Source organism: Vibrio amylolyticus (genome assembly GCF_023145695.1).
In the GTDB taxonomy this organism is placed as follows: Bacteria; Pseudomonadota; Gammaproteobacteria; order Enterobacterales; family Vibrionaceae; genus Vibrio; species Vibrio amylolyticus.
This window is the reverse complement of the sequence record NZ_JAJHVV010000005.1, coordinates 121192-138231: the sequence shown is the minus strand read 5'-3', so window position 1 is coordinate 138231 and position 17040 is coordinate 121192. Positions and strand designations below refer to the sequence as shown.

General features: G+C 42.3%; 14 protein-coding genes. 9 read left to right on the top strand and 5 right to left on the bottom strand.

Features of this window, described 5'->3' with window-relative positions; translation table 11 throughout:
* The first annotated feature begins 93 nt into the window (after window positions 1-93).
* Complete coding sequence (locus KP803_RS09485) at window positions 94-1026, top strand: LysR family transcriptional regulator (protein ID WP_248008587.1); 933 nt, start codon at window positions 94-96, stop codon at window positions 1024-1026.
* A gap of 147 nt (window positions 1027-1173) precedes the next feature.
* Here the strand turns inward: KP803_RS09485 and KP803_RS09480 are convergent, their stop codons facing one another.
* Window positions 1174-2172, bottom strand: a complete 999-nt coding sequence (locus tag KP803_RS09480; protein WP_248008586.1) for a sugar-binding transcriptional regulator — start codon at window positions 2170-2172, stop codon at window positions 1174-1176.
* Between the two features lie 402 nt (window positions 2173-2574).
* Between KP803_RS09480 and tal the strand changes: the two genes are divergently transcribed.
* The 3 genes from tal (at window position 2575) to KP803_RS09465 (ending at window position 8266) form a co-directional block, all read left to right on the top strand.
* Complete coding sequence (gene tal, locus KP803_RS09475) at window positions 2575-3525, top strand: transaldolase (protein WP_248008585.1); 951 nt, start codon at window positions 2575-2577, stop codon at window positions 3523-3525.
* An 81-nt stretch (window positions 3526-3606) separates the two neighbouring features.
* Window positions 3607-5604, top strand: a complete 1998-nt coding sequence (tkt, locus tag KP803_RS09470; RefSeq protein ID WP_248008584.1) for a transketolase — start codon at window positions 3607-3609, stop codon at window positions 5602-5604.
* Between the two features lie 184 nt (window positions 5605-5788).
* On the top strand, window positions 5789-8266 hold the full coding sequence (locus KP803_RS09465) for a phosphoethanolamine transferase (protein ID WP_248008583.1): 2478 nt from the start codon (window positions 5789-5791) through the stop codon (window positions 8264-8266).
* A gap of 47 nt (window positions 8267-8313) precedes the next feature.
* Here KP803_RS09465 and KP803_RS09460 read toward each other — a convergent pair whose 3' ends face one another.
* The 3 genes from KP803_RS09460 to KP803_RS09450 all read right to left on the bottom strand — a co-directional run bounded on the left by KP803_RS09460 (window position 8314) and on the right by KP803_RS09450 (window position 11077).
* Window positions 8314-9486, bottom strand: a complete 1173-nt coding sequence (locus KP803_RS09460) for an MFS transporter (protein ID WP_248008582.1) — start codon at window positions 9484-9486, stop codon at window positions 8314-8316.
* Between the two features lie 194 nt (window positions 9487-9680).
* Window positions 9681-10328 carry a porin family protein gene (locus KP803_RS09455; protein ID WP_248008581.1) on the bottom strand — a complete coding sequence of 216 codons (648 nt, stop codon included), beginning with the start codon at window positions 10326-10328 and terminating at the stop codon, window positions 9681-9683.
* Between the two features lie 137 nt (window positions 10329-10465).
* A complete protein-coding gene (locus tag KP803_RS09450) occupies window positions 10466-11077 on the bottom strand; it encodes an OmpA family protein (RefSeq protein WP_248008580.1) in 612 nt (203 codons plus the stop codon).
* A 238-nt stretch (window positions 11078-11315) separates the two neighbouring features.
* Here KP803_RS09450 and KP803_RS09445 point away from each other — a divergent pair, with 238 nt between their 5' ends.
* A complete protein-coding gene (locus KP803_RS09445; RefSeq protein WP_248008579.1) occupies window positions 11316-11939 on the top strand; it encodes a thiol:disulfide interchange protein DsbA/DsbL in 624 nt (207 codons plus the stop codon).
* Window positions 11940-11999: 60 nt separating this feature from the next.
* Window positions 12000-12473 (top strand): BamJ family beta-barrel-assembly machinery protein, encoded by a 474-nt coding sequence (gene bamJ, locus KP803_RS09440; protein WP_248008578.1) that lies wholly within the window; start codon window positions 12000-12002, stop codon window positions 12471-12473.
* Window positions 12474-12558: 85 nt separating this feature from the next.
* On the opposite strand, the gene KP803_RS09435 is transcribed toward bamJ, so the two are convergent.
* A complete protein-coding gene (locus KP803_RS09435; protein WP_248008577.1) occupies window positions 12559-13161 on the bottom strand; it encodes a beta-phosphoglucomutase family hydrolase in 603 nt (200 codons plus the stop codon).
* Window positions 13162-13216: 55 nt separating this feature from the next.
* Between KP803_RS09435 and arfB the strand changes: the two genes are divergently transcribed.
* From arfB to KP803_RS09420, 3 genes are all read left to right on the top strand, one after another.
* Window positions 13217-13627: an alternative ribosome rescue aminoacyl-tRNA hydrolase ArfB gene (arfB, locus tag KP803_RS09430; protein WP_248008576.1), complete on the top strand. Its 411-nt coding sequence runs from the start codon at window positions 13217-13219 to the stop codon at window positions 13625-13627.
* 353 nt (window positions 13628-13980) lie between these two features.
* Window positions 13981-15690 (top strand): type I secretion system permease/ATPase, encoded by a 1710-nt coding sequence (locus tag KP803_RS09425; protein ID WP_248008575.1) that lies wholly within the window; start codon window positions 13981-13983, stop codon window positions 15688-15690.
* Complete coding sequence (locus tag KP803_RS09420) at window positions 15690-16997, top strand: HlyD family type I secretion periplasmic adaptor subunit (protein WP_248008574.1); 1308 nt, start codon at window positions 15690-15692, stop codon at window positions 16995-16997. The genes KP803_RS09425 and KP803_RS09420 overlap by 1 nt, the downstream gene beginning before the upstream one ends.
* Window positions 16998-17040 lie beyond the last annotated feature (43 nt).

Genomic DNA, 17040 nt, shown 5'->3' with positions numbered 1-17040 from the left:
TTTGTGTATATGGTAAGGGTCATCAGATCTTTTAAATAAGGCTATATTTGGGCCTTGTTTAGCACTTGATATAAGTAGGGACACTTTCAAGTTATGGGACATTTCGTCAATCGTTCAGCCTTTACATTAAGCCTAAATAGTTTACGCCTCATCCAAGTGTTGGGGCATGAAAAAAGCACCGCACGAGCGGCAGAAAAGCTCTATGTTACCCAATCTGCAATTAGTAAATCTTTAAAAAAATTACGTGAGCAATTACAAGATGAGCTGTTTATACGTCACCCCCACGGCCTTGCACCAACCCCATATTGCGAAAGAATCCTTCTGCGTATTCCTGATTTACAACTAAGGTTTGAAGAGGCGTTAGAGATCGAACACTCATTTAATGCGCATAACTACAACGGCTTAATTCGTATTGCAATAAGCCCTGTACTGTACCAACCAATTGTCACAACGCTCTTTGATGCTCTTCATCAACAAGCTCCTAATGCTCAACTACATTTTGAAAACTGGTCTTGGGATACCGATAGTAAGATCAAAAGTCGCCAGTTGGATCTTGGCATCAATTTCTCTCCCATTGACATCTCAAAAGGAATACACCGAACCAATATCGGCCAGTCAGAATTCAAAATATGCTGTAAAAGCGGCCATCCGATTGTGGAACAAGGTGCGTCTATCGCCACAATGGCATCATATCCTTTAACCATGATGATTTTACCTCATCAATATACGACTAAACACTATTTGGAACAGTACTTAGAAGAGCATGGCTACGAGGCGAATATTTTAACTAAAGTTGATCAAATGAACATCTGCTTCGAGATACTTAAAAAGACGGACAGCATAATGGCGGTAAGTGATCTTGCGAAAAATTCTATTCCAGAAGGGCTAACTCTCGTTACCCCACAACAAGAAGTTGAAATCCCTTTGTTATCGATCGCCACATACAGCTCAAGTAACAGCAATAATGCCTTTCATCGCTGGTTAGTTGATATGTCTAAACAGTGTGTCAGTGAACTGAAAGCATAAACACATCCGTTGGTCGGTCGCCTTCACCATCCCTTGACTGATGATGCGTTGTTTCAATAAGGCATCTCCCTAAATAACTAGGGTTTGCTGCTCAAGGCGCCTATATAAAAGAAATGACAGTGAATAAATAGCAGTCACTGTCATTTTTTATTGGTTACGATTACTTAAGCCTTCCATCTGCTCATCTAAGTTAAGCACAGTTAGTGCATTGCTCACACTAGTCGCAATTACATCGACAACCCCCGTACGCAGCGCACCTAACAATGCTAATGGCTTAGAGTTTTCGGCTGCAATGGCGATCACCTCGGCGATAGGACGGAACTCGTCAATACCCAGTCCAATAACTCGGTCACTCATCACTGTATTGGAGACGTTCCCATGTACATCAAAAAAGTCGTAACCGGCAAAGTCACCAACAACACCTTGAGTTAATCGGGATTGAACCACTTCATCAGTACTAAACCAGCCAAGATCAACCATATAACTGTTTTCACTCATATCGCCAATACCCACTAACGCCACATCTGCTTTACGGGCAAGGTCAAGTGTCTGTTTAACCGTCGCATTTTGCATGAATGCTTTTTTTTGCTCTGGATTTTCTGCATAGGCTGGCGCATAAAGAGACTCAGACGTTCCGCCATACTTTTTCGCTAACTGGCGACAGATATGATCGGCATTAAACATCCCTCCTCTTGGGTGAATCCCACCAATCCCACACACGAACTTGCACTCTCGGGGAGTTATTACTCCAATATGATGCGCCACCGAGGAGACGTTTCTTCCTTGGCCAACCGCGACGACCATTCCGTTTTTAAGAGAGCTATTCAAATAATTGGAAACCAACCCTGCCACTTGAGTTCGCTGCGAATCTTCACTTGGCTGGTCCAGTGCGATGAGGGCGCGACTGATACCAAAACGCTCGATTAACCTTTGTTCAATCTTGGCGCTAAAAACAGGGTGATATTTTACGGTAATATCAACAATACCCTCTTCTCTTGCTTGTTTAAGCATACGACCAACTTTTGCTCGGGAAATAGCAAATTTTCGTGATATCTCTTCCTGAGTTGCTCCGTCCTGATAATACGCTACTGAAATCTCAGTCAGTAGGTTTGTCGCTTCAATTGAAATGTCTTGTGAGTTTGGCAAAGCAGTACCTATGGGCAAATACATTTACATCATTTTAAGATAATTCCTCATAAATCGCCATACATCCGCTCACTGACAACACAAATGCCCATCACATTATTGAGCCTTAAATAACAATCCTCACGAATAGCAAACGTTTAGATAAAGGACCCTGTAGTGAAAATGCAAAAATATCATGACAAAGCTCACTCTATCTGTTGTTGCTAGATTGACTATTATTTTTGAATACGATAAATATGAATACATCAATTACTCATGTAATGAGCAACCGCTCAAGCGCAGTTGTTCACGACAATGGGATACCGAACAGATATTGAGAAATGACTTCTCATGGTCTATTTGCTTGCAAAACTCTTTCAATCGCCAATTGGCGTGTGAAGCCCCAAAATAGGATGAATTATTATGAGCAATAAGTTAGAGCAACTTCGTAAACTAACAACAGTAGTAGCGGATACGGGTGATATTGAAGCTATCGCTAAGTATACGCCAGAAGATGCGACTACTAACCCATCTCTCATTCTTAAAGCTGCTCAAATTGCTGAGTATGCTCCTCTAATTGATGCGTCTGTTGAGTACGCAAAAGCACAAAGCGATAACAAAGCACAACAGGTGCAAGACACTTGTGACATGCTTAATGTCAACATCGGTAAAGAAATCCTGAAAGTGGTACCTGGTCGTATCTCAACTGAAGTTGATGCTCGTCTTTCTTACGACATGGAAGGCAGCGTCGCTAAAGCACGTCAGCTAATCAAAATGTACAACGACGCTGGCATCACGAACGATCGCATTCTTATTAAACTGGCTTCAACTTGGGAAGGTATCCGCGCGGCTGAAATCCTAGAAAAAGAAGGCATCAACTGTAACCTAACCCTTCTTTTCTCTTTCGCTCAAGCTCGTGCTTGTGCTGAAGCTGGCGTATTCCTAATCTCTCCTTTCGTCGGTCGCATCATGGACTGGTACAAAGCGAAAGAAGGTCGTGATTTCGACGCTCAAGAAGATCCAGGTGTTGTTTCTGTTTCTAACATCTACAACTACTACAAAGAGCACGGCTACAAAACTGTTGTTATGGGCGCAAGCTTCCGTAACATCGGCGAGATCCTAGAACTTGCTGGTTGTGACCGTCTAACTATCGCTCCTCAACTTCTTGCTGAACTTGAAGCCGCTGAAGGCGACGTTGTAGAAAAACTTATCGATTCTAACGGTACGAATGAGCGCCCTGCTGCAATGACTCACGCAGAATTCCTATGGGATCACAACCAAGACCCAATGGCAGTAGAGAAGCTTGCTGAAGGTATCCGTAACTTCGCGGTTGACCAAGGTAAACTTGAAGACATGATCGCAGCTAAGCTATAAGCACAAACACAATAAAAAGAGGAACGAATGTCGTTCCTCTTTCATTTCAAATTATAATTTTCTCATTTTTCGGAAGCAATTATGACGCAATCTAGAAAGCAACTCGCTAATGCGATTCGTGCGCTAAGCATGGATGGTGTACAACAAGCAAACTCTGGTCACCCAGGTGCTCCTATGGGCATGGCTGACATCGCTGAAGTTCTTTGGCGTTCTCACTTGAACCATAACCCAACAAACCCTGAGTGGGCTGACCGAGACCGTTTCGTATTGTCTAACGGCCACGGTTCAATGCTGATTTACTCTCTACTGCATCTTGCGGGTTACGAGCTTTCAATCGACGATCTGAAAAATTTCCGTCAACTGCACTCTAAAACGCCAGGTCACCCAGAATATGGTTACGCACCGGGTATCGAAACAACAACAGGCCCACTAGGTCAAGGCATCACAAACGCTGTAGGTATGGCGCTCGCTGAGAAATCACTTGCAGCGCAATTCAATAAAGAAGGCCACGACATCGTTGACCACTTCACTTATGCATTCATGGGTGATGGTTGTCTGATGGAAGGTATTTCTCACGAAGCATGTTCACTAGCGGGCACATTAGGTCTTGGTAAGCTAATCGCATTCTGGGATGACAACGGCATCTCTATCGATGGTGAAGTCGAAGGTTGGTTCTCTGACGATACTCCAAAACGTTTTGAAGCGTACGGTTGGCACGTAATTCCTGCTGTTGATGGCCACGATCCTGAAGCGATCAATGCAGCGATTGAAGCGGCAAAAGCAGATTCACGCCCTACCCTGATTTGTACTAAAACAGTGATCGGTTTTGGTTCTCCAAATAAAGCAGGAACGCACGACTGTCACGGTGCACCACTAGGCGCTGACGAAATTGCAGCAACACGTAAACAATTAGGTTGGGAGCACGGTCCTTTTGAAATTCCGTCGGAAATTTACGCAGAATGGAATGCGAAAGAAGCAGGCACAGCTAAGGAAGCTGCGTGGAACGAGAAACTTGCAGCTTATGAAGCAGCATACCCAGAGCTTGCCGCAGAATTTAAACGCCGCGTAAATGGCGACCTTCCTGCTGAATGGGAAGAAAAAACAAGCAAAATCATTGCTGACCTTCAAGCAAACCCAGCGAATATCGCATCACGTAAAGCGTCGCAAAATGCTCTAGAAGCATTTGGCCAAATGCTTCCTGAGTTTATGGGCGGCTCTGCTGACCTTGCACCATCTAACCTAACAATGTGGTCTGGTTCTAAATCAGTTTCTGCTGATGATGCGTCTGGCAACTACATTCACTACGGTGTACGTGAGTTTGGTATGACGGCAATCATGAACGGTATGGCGCTACACGGTGGTTTCGTACCATACGGTGCAACCTTCCTAATGTTCATGGAATACGCTCGTAACGCGATGCGCATGGCAGCTCTGATGAAAGTTCAGAACATCCAAGTGTACACACACGACTCTATCGGTCTTGGTGAAGATGGTCCAACGCACCAACCTGTTGAGCAGATCGCTTCTCTACGTCTGACTCCAAACATGAGCACATGGCGTCCATGTGACCAAGTTGAATCAGCAGTCGCTTGGAAACTAGCAGTAGAGCGTAAAGATGGTCCTTCTGCACTTATCTTCTCTCGTCAAAACCTAGCACAGCAAGATCGTAATGCTGAGCAAGTAGCAAACATCGCTAAGGGTGGGTACATCCTGAAAGATTGTGAAGGCAAACCAGAGCTTATTCTTATCGCAACCGGTTCTGAAGTTGAGCTAGCGGTGAACGCAGCTGGTGAACTAACCGCTGAAGGTAAGAAAGTACGCGTAGTCTCTATGCCTGCGACTGACGCATTCGACAAGCAAGATGCTGAGTACCGTGAATCTGTACTTCCATCTGACGTAACAGCTCGTATCGCAGTAGAAGCTGGCATCGCTGACTTCTGGTACAAGTACGTTGGCTTTGGTGGCAAGATCATCGGTATGACTACATTCGGCGAATCTGCACCTGCGGGCGAGCTATTCAAAATGTTCGGCTTTACGACTGAAAACGTAGTAAACACAGCAAAAGAGCTGCTAGCTTAATCTTTTAAGCAATAGCTTTTCTCTGAAAACCCAAAAGCCCCTGCATGCCTGATGCAGGGGCTTTTTATTTCAGGCGACTTATCAGTCCTGACTTTTAAAATTGATGGACACCTCCGATAATCTTTCCTAGATTTATTAATAAGATAACAACTGAAATATTGTTCACTCCTAGAGAAGGGTGTAAATGTCTAGATCAAGTCTTCGACTAATAAACCTACTTAATATTTTGCTGTTATTTATGTTGATTGGAGTTGCAGTACTTCAATGGTTTAGGCACGCAGTTCATGCAGAACCACTAGGTTCAGCGATAATGTTTTGCCTCTGCTTAATGTGGGCAACTATTTTCTTCATTCACAAAAACCAGCAAGCTCGATTCCTCACTTCTACGTCTCTTCTATTCGCTATCGTCGCCATATACGCATACAGCAAGTTTTTTGTCTCTGGTTTAGAAGTTAGTTCTGCTTTTGCAATCGCTATAGTTCACTTATTGGCGCTGATGCTTCTTCTTTATTCCGCCAGTCACTCTCTCACTATTATTCGGTTTATCGTATCTACCTTTGTCATTTTTACATGGCTTTTAACGTTTATCATGGTTGTCAGCTATAAGACCTATGGTTCAATTGATCAGGAATTTGTGTTTGCCCTAATGCAGAGCAACCCTAGTGAAATGTACGAATATGTTGTTGATACCGTACTTACCATAACATTTTTTGTCTTTCTCGCAGGTTTCACTTTTGTCGCCGTCATTTATATTCAAACCAGTTCAAAGAATCTTTTACCTATCACAGCCACTCCGATGTTCACGATTATTACGTGTCTATTTTTCGTTATTTCTGTTCAATCAAACGATCTATTCAAAGGAATTAAAACTGCGTACGGATACACCGAGATATATCGTCATGAGATAGCGAAGCTTCAACTGGTGATCAATAAAAGAGCAGAAAACCAATCCAGAAACGAAGCAACAGTAGGATCTACTGGGAAATTACATGTCCTCGTTATCGGTGAGTCTCTTTCTAAGCATCACCTTTCAAGTTATGGCTACCGTCGAGATACAACCCCATGGATAAACTCTTCCAAGCCGATTCAGTTCGAACAAACCTACTCTAGCCATACTCACACCATGGAAACCCTGTCTCTGGCTCTTACGCAAAGTAATCAATACAACCAATTAAACTACTACGAGAGTGCTTCACTCATTGACGTGCTGAACCAAGCAGACTTCGAAACAGCGTGGATCAGTAACCAAGTGTCGGCTGGGATTTGGGACAACTTGGTGTCAGCGCTCGCGCATGAAAGTGATTACGTACGATTTATTAATTCCAACGTTGGAAAGTCGGATAATACACGCAAGTTAGACGATGCGTTAGTCAGTGAATTAGAACAGTATCTGAAGACAATTGATAACTCAAAAAACCATTTTATCGTATTACATATGATGGGTAGTCACATTCGTTATTGCGATCGAACCAAAGGAAAAAATATTACTTTTGAACCTTTGCCCTACTACTTCTATTTAGAACAAAGCAGCCTCTGTTATGACCAAAGCGTCGCCTTGGCAGACTCAATGTTAAAAAAGGTCCATAAGCTTATTTTAAACCAGCCCACCTTTTCGACGTTATTTTTCATACCAGACCATGGAGAAGATGTTGTGGCAGGCCTAGGTCATGATGCCAAGCGCTTTACTGAGCCTATGGTTGAAATCCCCTTCTTAATATGGACTGGTCATACTTTTGATGACAACAAACGTTCGATACTTGAAGAGAACACGAACAAGGTATTTACCAACGATCTGCTTTACGACTCTATCTTAGGAATAGTAGATGTCTCCACCAATACCACGCAGAACACCTTTGATATTAGCTCATCAAGTTACTCGTTACCCCTTGAGCAAGCATTAACCATGCACGGGGAAGTCCCCATACAAGCACTAGAAACTCAAATGGCGCGTTCAAACCTTACAGAAAATCCATCGTTGATGGCACACAGAGTGAATACTATTGGGATGCTAGATAGCGTATCTAGAGTGGGGTTTAAACGTATTGAAGTCGATATCTGGATTAATGAAACGACGCAACGGCTCATGGTTGGGCACGACCCCGGTACCTTATCGGGTCAATCGCTAGCGAGATTTTTAGAATTTGAAAGCGGTAAATTTGAAGTGCTTTGGTTTGATATAAAAAACTTATCAACGAGTAACTTACCTAGCGTCATCCACCAACTAGAAAGCTTGGAACAACTTTACGATCTAAGATCTCGAACGTTACTGGAAACCCCGTTACGTTCCAATGAAGTTCATCAATTATCCAAGTTAGGTTGGAAGACAAGTTACTATCTCCCAACAAAAAAACTGACTGGTATGATGAATACGGCCAACAAACAAGAAATAGAGAGCTATACAAATCAATTACTTATGCAACTAACTCAACAGAATATGGCGTCGATTAGTTTTGATTCATCACTACTGACATTTGTAGAAAAGCATTTAACCCAAAAGATCATTACCCCTCTTCAGCTTGAGCTCAACACCTGGACTCAGTTAAATATCAATGAGCATAACTTAAGTACCCAGCTAACCAACGCAGGTGTTAATCATCCGGCATTAAGAATGTTATTGTCATCTATAACTCACCTTTCAAGCTATAAAATCATCTTCCCGTGAAGGTTAGCGCCAGAACCTTCTATTAAAACTGGTCACCTTCTAACTTCTTACGCTACACCAGAAACTTGGCTCTTCTTAACGTCCCATGCAAACAAGCCGATAACCATCAATACAAATGGGAGAACGTAAATATTAAGATTCTGCCAACCTACGGTTGATTCCAACCAACCTGACAACAAAGCGGTAATCGTTACACAGCTAAAGACCACACATTCATTAAAGGCTTGAGCCTTTGGTTTATTAGACTCTTTATAGGATTGACTGAACAGTCCTGTTGCCGCGATGAACATGAAGTTCCAACCAACACCCAATAACACTAGCGCAGCCCTAAAGTGCCAAATTGACTGCCCATGAATATTGATCGCGATGCAAGCAACAAATAGTAACCCACCAAGCAAGATCATCATTCTAGCCCCAAACAGCTCAATCAGCCGCCCTGTAAAGAAGGCCGGAGCAAACATTCCTAATACGTGCCATTCAATGACACCAGCCGCCTTAGTAAAGTTGAAACCGCACCCAATCATCGCGAGTGGTGTTGCAGTCATGAGTATATTCATCACTGCGTATGCCACCATTGCGGCAAAGACTGCCACTATAAAGTTCGGAGCCTTAATAATCGTACTTAGCTTGTCCGCTTTAGTCGTATTTGTACTAGATGAAACAGTAGGGAATGAAATGGTTTGTAGAATAACTAACGCAAGAATATTCAATACGATGAGTGAACCGAACGCACCAATATACAGTCCATCTTGAGACCATTGCTGCGACATAATCGCTAAGTTTGGCCCTAAGATCGCGGCTAAGACACCACCCGCCATTGACATCGAAATCGCGCGGTGACGCGCATTGGCATCACAGACTTCAATAGCAGCGAACCGATATAATGTCCCAAAGCCGATACCAATTCCGAGTAGAAATGTCGCAAAACAAAATAAATAAAAATTCTGCTGAGTTAATGAAAAAGTGGCAAGACTAGCCCCTGTAATTCCGACCACATTACCTATACTGAATCCTTTTTTTCGCCCTAGTTTTCCTGAGATTAAAGACGCTGGAATCGTCGCTGACATCAGTCCTAAAAACTGAAGCGCTACTGGTAGGGTTATCATGCTAGTGCTTGGCGCAATCTTTTTCCCTATTAAAGCGATAACAGATATCAACAGTATATTACCCGTCATTAATAGAGCCTGACAGAGCGACAGCAACCAAACATTCCTATTCATTGATCATCCTTAATGCATTCACTTCGGCTACAAAAACGCCATGACCGTCGCAACATAACACTACCGTGACGAACATAGAAGATAAGGACAATACAAGTTATGGGAATAGGAAGGAATTTGGTAAAACTAATACAAAAAATGGCCAACAATTATGTTTGGCCATTTTCTTGAATAGATGAAGGAGGTAATAACAATTAGAAGGCGTAGATTACACCACCTTTAAAGTTACTTTGGCCTAAGTTTTTACTGAAGACGTATTCATAGCTCGCCTGAATACCAAAACCACCCCGGATATTAAACGTGTTATGAATTTTGGCTTTGTGTATCCCATTATCAAAAACATCGCTATAGCTATACGCAGGGTTAACTGACCAGACACTATTTACATCAATATGTACGCCAGCTTCCGCGACAGCACCATGGTCATAAGGCTTATGATAACCAAAGTTCCCTTCACCATCGACGTTTGAAGTTCTTCTAATAGGACGCACCCAATCAACTCCACCGGTTAAATAGCCTTCAATATTGGCAGCTAAGGGTAATGCAACGCCTAGTTGTACATCCATACTTTCAAGCGAAGTCGAGCTGCGGGTTACGCCTTCCATACTCGCGGATATAAATAGAGGGTTATCGAAGGAATATTGACCATTAACATACGCACCAAACATGGATTTTGATAAGTCTTCATTATTGTAAAGATCACCAAAATAATCTTCAAACCCACCAGAACCTACTTCTGTGAATACAAACCCGGCCGCAATGCTAGATTGTGACTTGTTTGCCATTGCGGGCATACTAAGAGAAGCGAGAAGTGCAGTAGTTAAGATTGCAGCAGGTTTCATATTGAGCGAGTCTCAGTTGTCAAAAGCGTCGCGCATAATATCATCAACTGAAATAAACGTAAGGAATAACGCTCATTCCCATATTGCTATATCACATCTAAATTGTAACAATTTTTAATGTAAAAGATCGTTAAGCCCTAATTATTCGATACGACAAACAGCACTTCAACCCTACGATTACACGCTTTACCCGCCTTGGTTTTGTTTGTGCACGCCGGGACATATTCACCATAACCACGCGTAAAAATAGAGTCCATTGCCACATTATTTTTTAGTAGCGTTTGCTTTACTTGCTTCGCTCTTTGTAAAGACAAGCCATCATTGAAGTTTGGGGTTCCGGTGCTATCTGCATGACCATCAATAACAATATCAATGCCCGGTTGTTGAGCTAAATATCCCCCCATCATGCCAAGCCAATAAGATGAATCAGAAGAAACTTGAGCAGAGCCCGTTTCAAACTTAATGGTGTCTTTTAGTTTTACCATTACATGGTTGCCAGGTAACACTTCGTAATCCACACCATTTCTAATCAAAAAGCTCTGTAATGAATCATAGCTTGAAGTTCTTTGCTGCCCCATTGGACCCTCAACCTCTGCCGTTGAGATCTGTGGCGCTTTTCTCCACTCTGGATAACGCAACTCAACGTCTCCTTTCGGAGCAACATCCAGCATGTTACCACCCATCGACATTTCGGACAGGTTTCCACATCCTGCTAAGACTAACAAAATAGGTAAGGTGAAATACTTCATAACGGTGCCATCTCATCTCAGTTTAATATCATCATCCAACTATAAGTATATCGGCAGCACACTTTAAACTTTAGCCTCCAATACAAATTTTCTTTTAGTCATCGCGTTAGAGACAAACTCTTTAAAAGTCGACAAATATCCGCTATTTATTAAAAACCAACCGTTAACATCAAAATTTCGTTTTCGTCAGCGATGGATACAGTTAGAATCTTGATACTTAAAAAGAATGGGCCTTTCCATGAAAAAACTATCTTCCCTAATAATTACTGCTCTAATTTCCATCACTTTTTTGGCGGGCTGCTCTGAGAGCTCTCACCCTGAAGAAGGCAAACAATTTGTTCGGTTACCTGCTGATCTATCAAACTATGGCTTGGCGCCTGTCACCGAAGTTTTCTCTTTGACTTGTGGGCATTGCCGTAAAATGGAACAGATTATCCCAGAACTAGAAAAAGCGACCAATCAACGTATCGGTAAGGTACACGTTACGTTTAACGAAAGCGCTCAAATTAGTGCGATGATTTACTACGCTGCGCAAATTCAACTAAAAGCGACACCAGATCATGAAATGATGGACGAGTTGTTCGCAGCTGTTCAAATGGGTGAAGGCGCTACACAAGCAGAGCGTAAGCAGGCGATAGATAACGCGTTTGAATCTCGCGGATTGATCAGCCCATATTACTTAGGTGAAGAGATGCAACAAGCGCTTTTCAAGCAACTTGATTTAGCTCAAGACGTTTCTGTAAAAGCAAAAATCAACTCAGTACCAACATTTATCGTTAGCGGTAAGTATATGATTTTGACTCAGGGCCATAGCGACGTAGAAAGCTTTGCTCGCACAATCAATTATCTGGTTGAGCAATAATTAGTTGAGAAATAAACGGCTTTCACCCGCTGTTATTAATATAGAAATAATAGGATTAATATGAACAAATTTATCATCCCTGCGGTTATCATTGTTTTGGCGATTTTTTTCATCTATCGTAGCTGGAATAATGGCAAGCTAGCAGAAGTAAACCAAGTTCAAGGTGATGCTTTCCTAGCGGAAAATGGAGCAAAAGAAGACGTAACCACTACCGAGAGCGGATTACAATATCAGGTGCTGAACAAAGGTACAGGTGAAACTCACCCAACCGCAACGAGCCGTGTGAAAGTTCATTACCACGGTACACTTATTGATGGCACGGTGTTCGATAGTTCGGTAGAACGCAATGAACCGATTGCATTTGGCCTTAATCAAGTTATTAAAGGTTGGACTGAAGGTGTTCAGTTAATGGTAGAAGGTGACAAATTCCGTTTATTCGTACCTAGTAACCTAGGCTATGGTAAAGGCGGTACGGGGCCAATTCCACCAGCTTCGGTTCTAATTTTTGACGTTGAACTTCTAGAAATTCAATAATTTCAGCACGCCGAATTTCAAACTAAAAAGAGTCGAACGTTCGACTCTTTTTTTTATTCTGTTTGTTTACTTAGTCACATATAAACTATGAATTTAACGGATAAAACACCAACTCACCCCCTTCAACCATAATACAATCCATTCCTGCGGCATGCGCTGCAGTTTTACCTAGATTCGTATCTTCAAAAACAACACAATTCTTAGCCGTTAAGCCTAGCTTTTCTGCAGCTTGTAAAAACGTGTCCGGTGATGGTTTATGCTGAGTAACGTCTGAAGCTGACACCACAGCATCCAGTTTCGACAATAAATCTGCTTTCTCTAACAGCCTTAGAGCGCTATCACGCTGACTCCCCGTCCCAACCGCAAGTTTTTTCTTTCCATAAAATTGCTCTAATATCTCTACAGTACATGGAATAGTATCACCTTGGTCGGGGATCTCTGCAAACGTCTTCATTTTGTATTCTGAGATTTCCGTGGCATCTAGGTTCAGCTTAAACTCTCGATTAATCTCGGCGACAATCTTGTAACTCGGCATCCCACCTAAACTATTTAGCCACCCTCTGGTAAAAGGAAAATCAAAATGGAATGACGTTTTCTCCCAGGCGTCAAGGTGTGCAGGCATCGTATCAATCAGTGTGCCATCCATATCAAAAATAAGACCTTGATACTTAGCAAAATCAATGTACATTCTCGTTATTCCACTTTCTGTCATTAAGCAATGATAAAACCGTTAGTAAAATAGTATGCTCAAAATATCAAACAGTGTCACTCTGCAATCCTGGGAGATTCAGTTAACCGCCATTCGAGCTCAAGGCGCCGGTGGGCAAAACGTAAATAAGGTTTCGTCTGCCATCCATCTTCAATTTGATGTAAAGCGCTCTACCCTACCTGATTTTTATAAAGAGAGACTATTAGCACTTTCTGATAGCCGTTTAACTAAAGATGGGGTCATTGTCATTAAGGCGCAGTCTTTTCGAACTCAAGAGATGAATAAGGAAGATGCGTTAAACCGTCTCAAGGAGCTCATCCTATCCGCCACGATAGTTCAGAAAACAAGAAGACCAACAAAGCCAACAAGAAACTCACAAAAGCGCAGAGTTGATGCTAAAAAGCGTAAAAGTAATACTAAAGCACTAAGAGGCAGAGTGAATTAGTGTTAACACCCTGTTAGTGCAGTTGAATACACTCTTCTTTCATATTATGAAACAATTCTTACCGAAAGTTATCTAAAGAATAATAACCAACATAAAAACAATAATTTACATTAATGAAAGCCCTTTCAACAAGCACGAACGATACGTGTTAACAGCAGAATGATAACATTTCGCAAGTTTGTCTCACCTTTAAGACCTGAAGCAATGTCACATTTCGAAATGATTTATATCACACTTCCGTTTAGATTCTTTCTATAAACTCCCTCACTGTTAACCAATAGAGAATTCCATCAATAGCACTTTTAGTTGGTTATCGGCTAGATATTAATAATGCAACAACGATTGAGGCTTACATGAATACAGCAATAGGCACGGATGCCAAATGTAGCGAAACAAGGTCCTATCTTGGCACCACCAAAGGGCTTATTTTTTTTATTTTCATACTCTCCGCTGTTGTTAACATTCTTTTCCTAGCAATACCTTTGTTTTCAATGCAGGTTTTTGATCGCGTGCTCTCATCAGAAAGTAAAGAAACGCTCGCCATGCTCGTTATCATTGCTCTTTTTCTTATTACTGTACAAGCGAGTTTAGACTGGGTTAGAGGACAACTCATGTTGCGCTACGGATATAGTGTTGAGCAAAAAGCATCCGAATTTGCCTTTAATATGTCAATTATGTCGTCACAGCATGGAAGCTCAATTAACAGCCAACATTTAAGTGATTTAAAGCGTGTGAAGCAGGTCATTACCTCCCCAAGTATTTTTGCCCTTTTTGATGCGCCTTTTACGCCAATTTTTATTTTGGTGATGTTTCTCATGCACCCTCAGCTTGGCTATTTCGCCCTTGGTGGAGCAGGTGTACTTCTCGTTATTTCGTTAGCAAGTATGTTCATTACTCGTAAGCTGCAAAACAAATCTAGCCAAAATGTGGTGACTTTCAATACATTGACTAACGACTGGTTGAAAAACTCCGAAATGATTCAAGTGCTTGGGATGAACAATAACCTATCTCGAAAATGGCAGCAGGAATCGATAAACCCAACCGTCGATCGTGGTAATGCCGACAATATCACCCGAGGCATTCATGTTTTTAGTAAATACATTCGAATGCTGCTGCAAATTGGCGTTCTATGTATTTCAGTATTATTAGTGCTAGAAAATGAAGTAGGTGCTGGCGTACTCATCGCAGCTTCCATGATTATGGCACGTGTGCTTGCTCCGATTGAACAAGCGATCAGCAACTGGTTAGGTTGGCATGAAGGTTGGAAATCACACCAGCGATTAAATCAATCCAAAATAGCCCAAGAGGAAGAGTTAATCAGCCTTCCTAAAATAAAAGGAAAGATTCAGTTTAACGATGTTTCCCTTGGGTATAATAAAGACGAGAAACCTCTACTAAGCGCGCTTTCCTTTACGTTACCTGCAGGTGAAACATTATGTATTGTCGGAGGGAGTGGTGTTGGTAAGTCTTCAATAGGAAAAGCCATCTTAGGTCTAATGGAACCATTAAGCGGTGAAATACGAATTGATGGAGCCACCGCTAACCAATGGCAACATAGTGAGTTTGGACGACAAGTCGGTTATGTGTCCCAAAATAGCCAACTGCTTTCAGGAACCATTGCACAAAACATCTGTCGGTTCGAAGACAACATTGACCCTCAAGACATCATTCAAGCCTCGATACTTGCCGGTGTTCATGAGGTAATTCTTGCTCTTCCGAATGGCTACCAAACTTTAGTGGGCAGTTTAGGGGTTCAATTATCAGGTGGTCAACAACAAAGAATTGCGTTAGCAAGGGCGCTTTATAGCAAACCCGCCCTTCTTATACTTGATGAACCAGATTCTAACCTTGACCACAGTGGTCAAGCCGCTCTTAACGACTTCTTACTCCAAACACGGAAAACAGACACAACCGTTATTACGATTTCTCATCGCATGTCGATATTACAAAACTCAAGTTTTTGTATGGTGATCGGCGACGGTGGCATTCAACAGTTTGGAAAAACCGATGAGGTTCTTAACCTGTCTAGTGAGCGAAAAAGCGCACGTGGGGAGCTCGCATAATGAAGATTCAACATACCCAAAGTTCAAGTTCCTTTGATTTATCTTTGTCTCGTTATTTTGTCATTGGCTGGCTGATACTTTTGTTTGGTGCACTAGGCGTTAGTATTTGGGCCTACTCAGCCAAACTCAACTCTGCATCACTCGCACCAGGAAAACTGGTCACAGAACTGAAAAACCAAGAAGTAAAACATCAAAAAGGCGGTGTGGTTGAGCGTTTGTTAGCCAAAGAAGGACAGCGAGTTGAGAAAGGAGACTTACTGTTACTACTTTCAGATCCTGAACTTCACAGCCAAGTTTCACAACTCGATCAAAAACGCTTCATCATTCAATCTCGCTTGGCCCGTGTTGAAGCTGAACTTTCTGGAAAAGACATTGTTTGGCTAGGCGATGAGGCTTCTCTCACTCCTATACAAATTCAGATCCGAAATGATCAATACACCCTACTTCAACAAAATAGATTGCTGCATAAAGAGCAGCAATCGTCACTGAAACAACGGATTGCTCAATCTCAAGGCGATGTAGACAGCTATCAGGCTTGGAAGGTTAGTGATGAGCAATCACTTGTTCTTCTCGATGAAGAGTTAGAAGCCAACTCTGCATTGCTCAAAAAGGGCTATGTCTCCAAAGTCGCTTTCCTTGAATTGAAGCGCGAATACACAAGCCTTGGCGCGAAGATCGCCGAACACACAACCCGTATCGCTCAAAGTAAAAGTAAGATCATCGAACTAGAATCTGAGCGGGATGCCTTGAGCATTTCCTTCAAAAGAACTGCACAAGAACAAAAACAAGAGCTAATGGCACAAATTCAAGCGGTTAACGAGCAGCTAGAAGCGTCAAGCACACTCAATAATCGAATTGAGGTGCGCGCCCCCGTGTCTGGCGATGTCATCAATCTAACTATTCATACACAAGGCGGCGTTGTGGCTCCAGCAAGTACGATTCTAGAAATCGTACCTAAGGATAGCCGCGTCGTCGCCAGTGTAAATATTCAACCAAAAGATATTGAATCGGTGTATGAGGGGCTGTCTGCCAATATCAGACTCACCTCATACAGTTTTCGACAGGTCCCAGCGGTATCAGGTGAGCTTATACACCTCTCTGCGGACAGCATCGTTGATGAGCGGCTAGGTGGTCATTTCTATCAAGGAAAGATAGCACTCGATGCAAGTGAGCTTCTCGATCTTGGCTTAGATCTAAAACCGGGCATGCCGGTAGAAGCACAAATTGTACTAGAGGAACGAACCGTTCTCGATTACCTCCTCTCTCCGCTCATACAGAGCATGGAGAAAGGGATGAGAGAGATTTAGGACATGAAGGAATTGAATTGAGCAACGAAGCTCTGCTGTATCA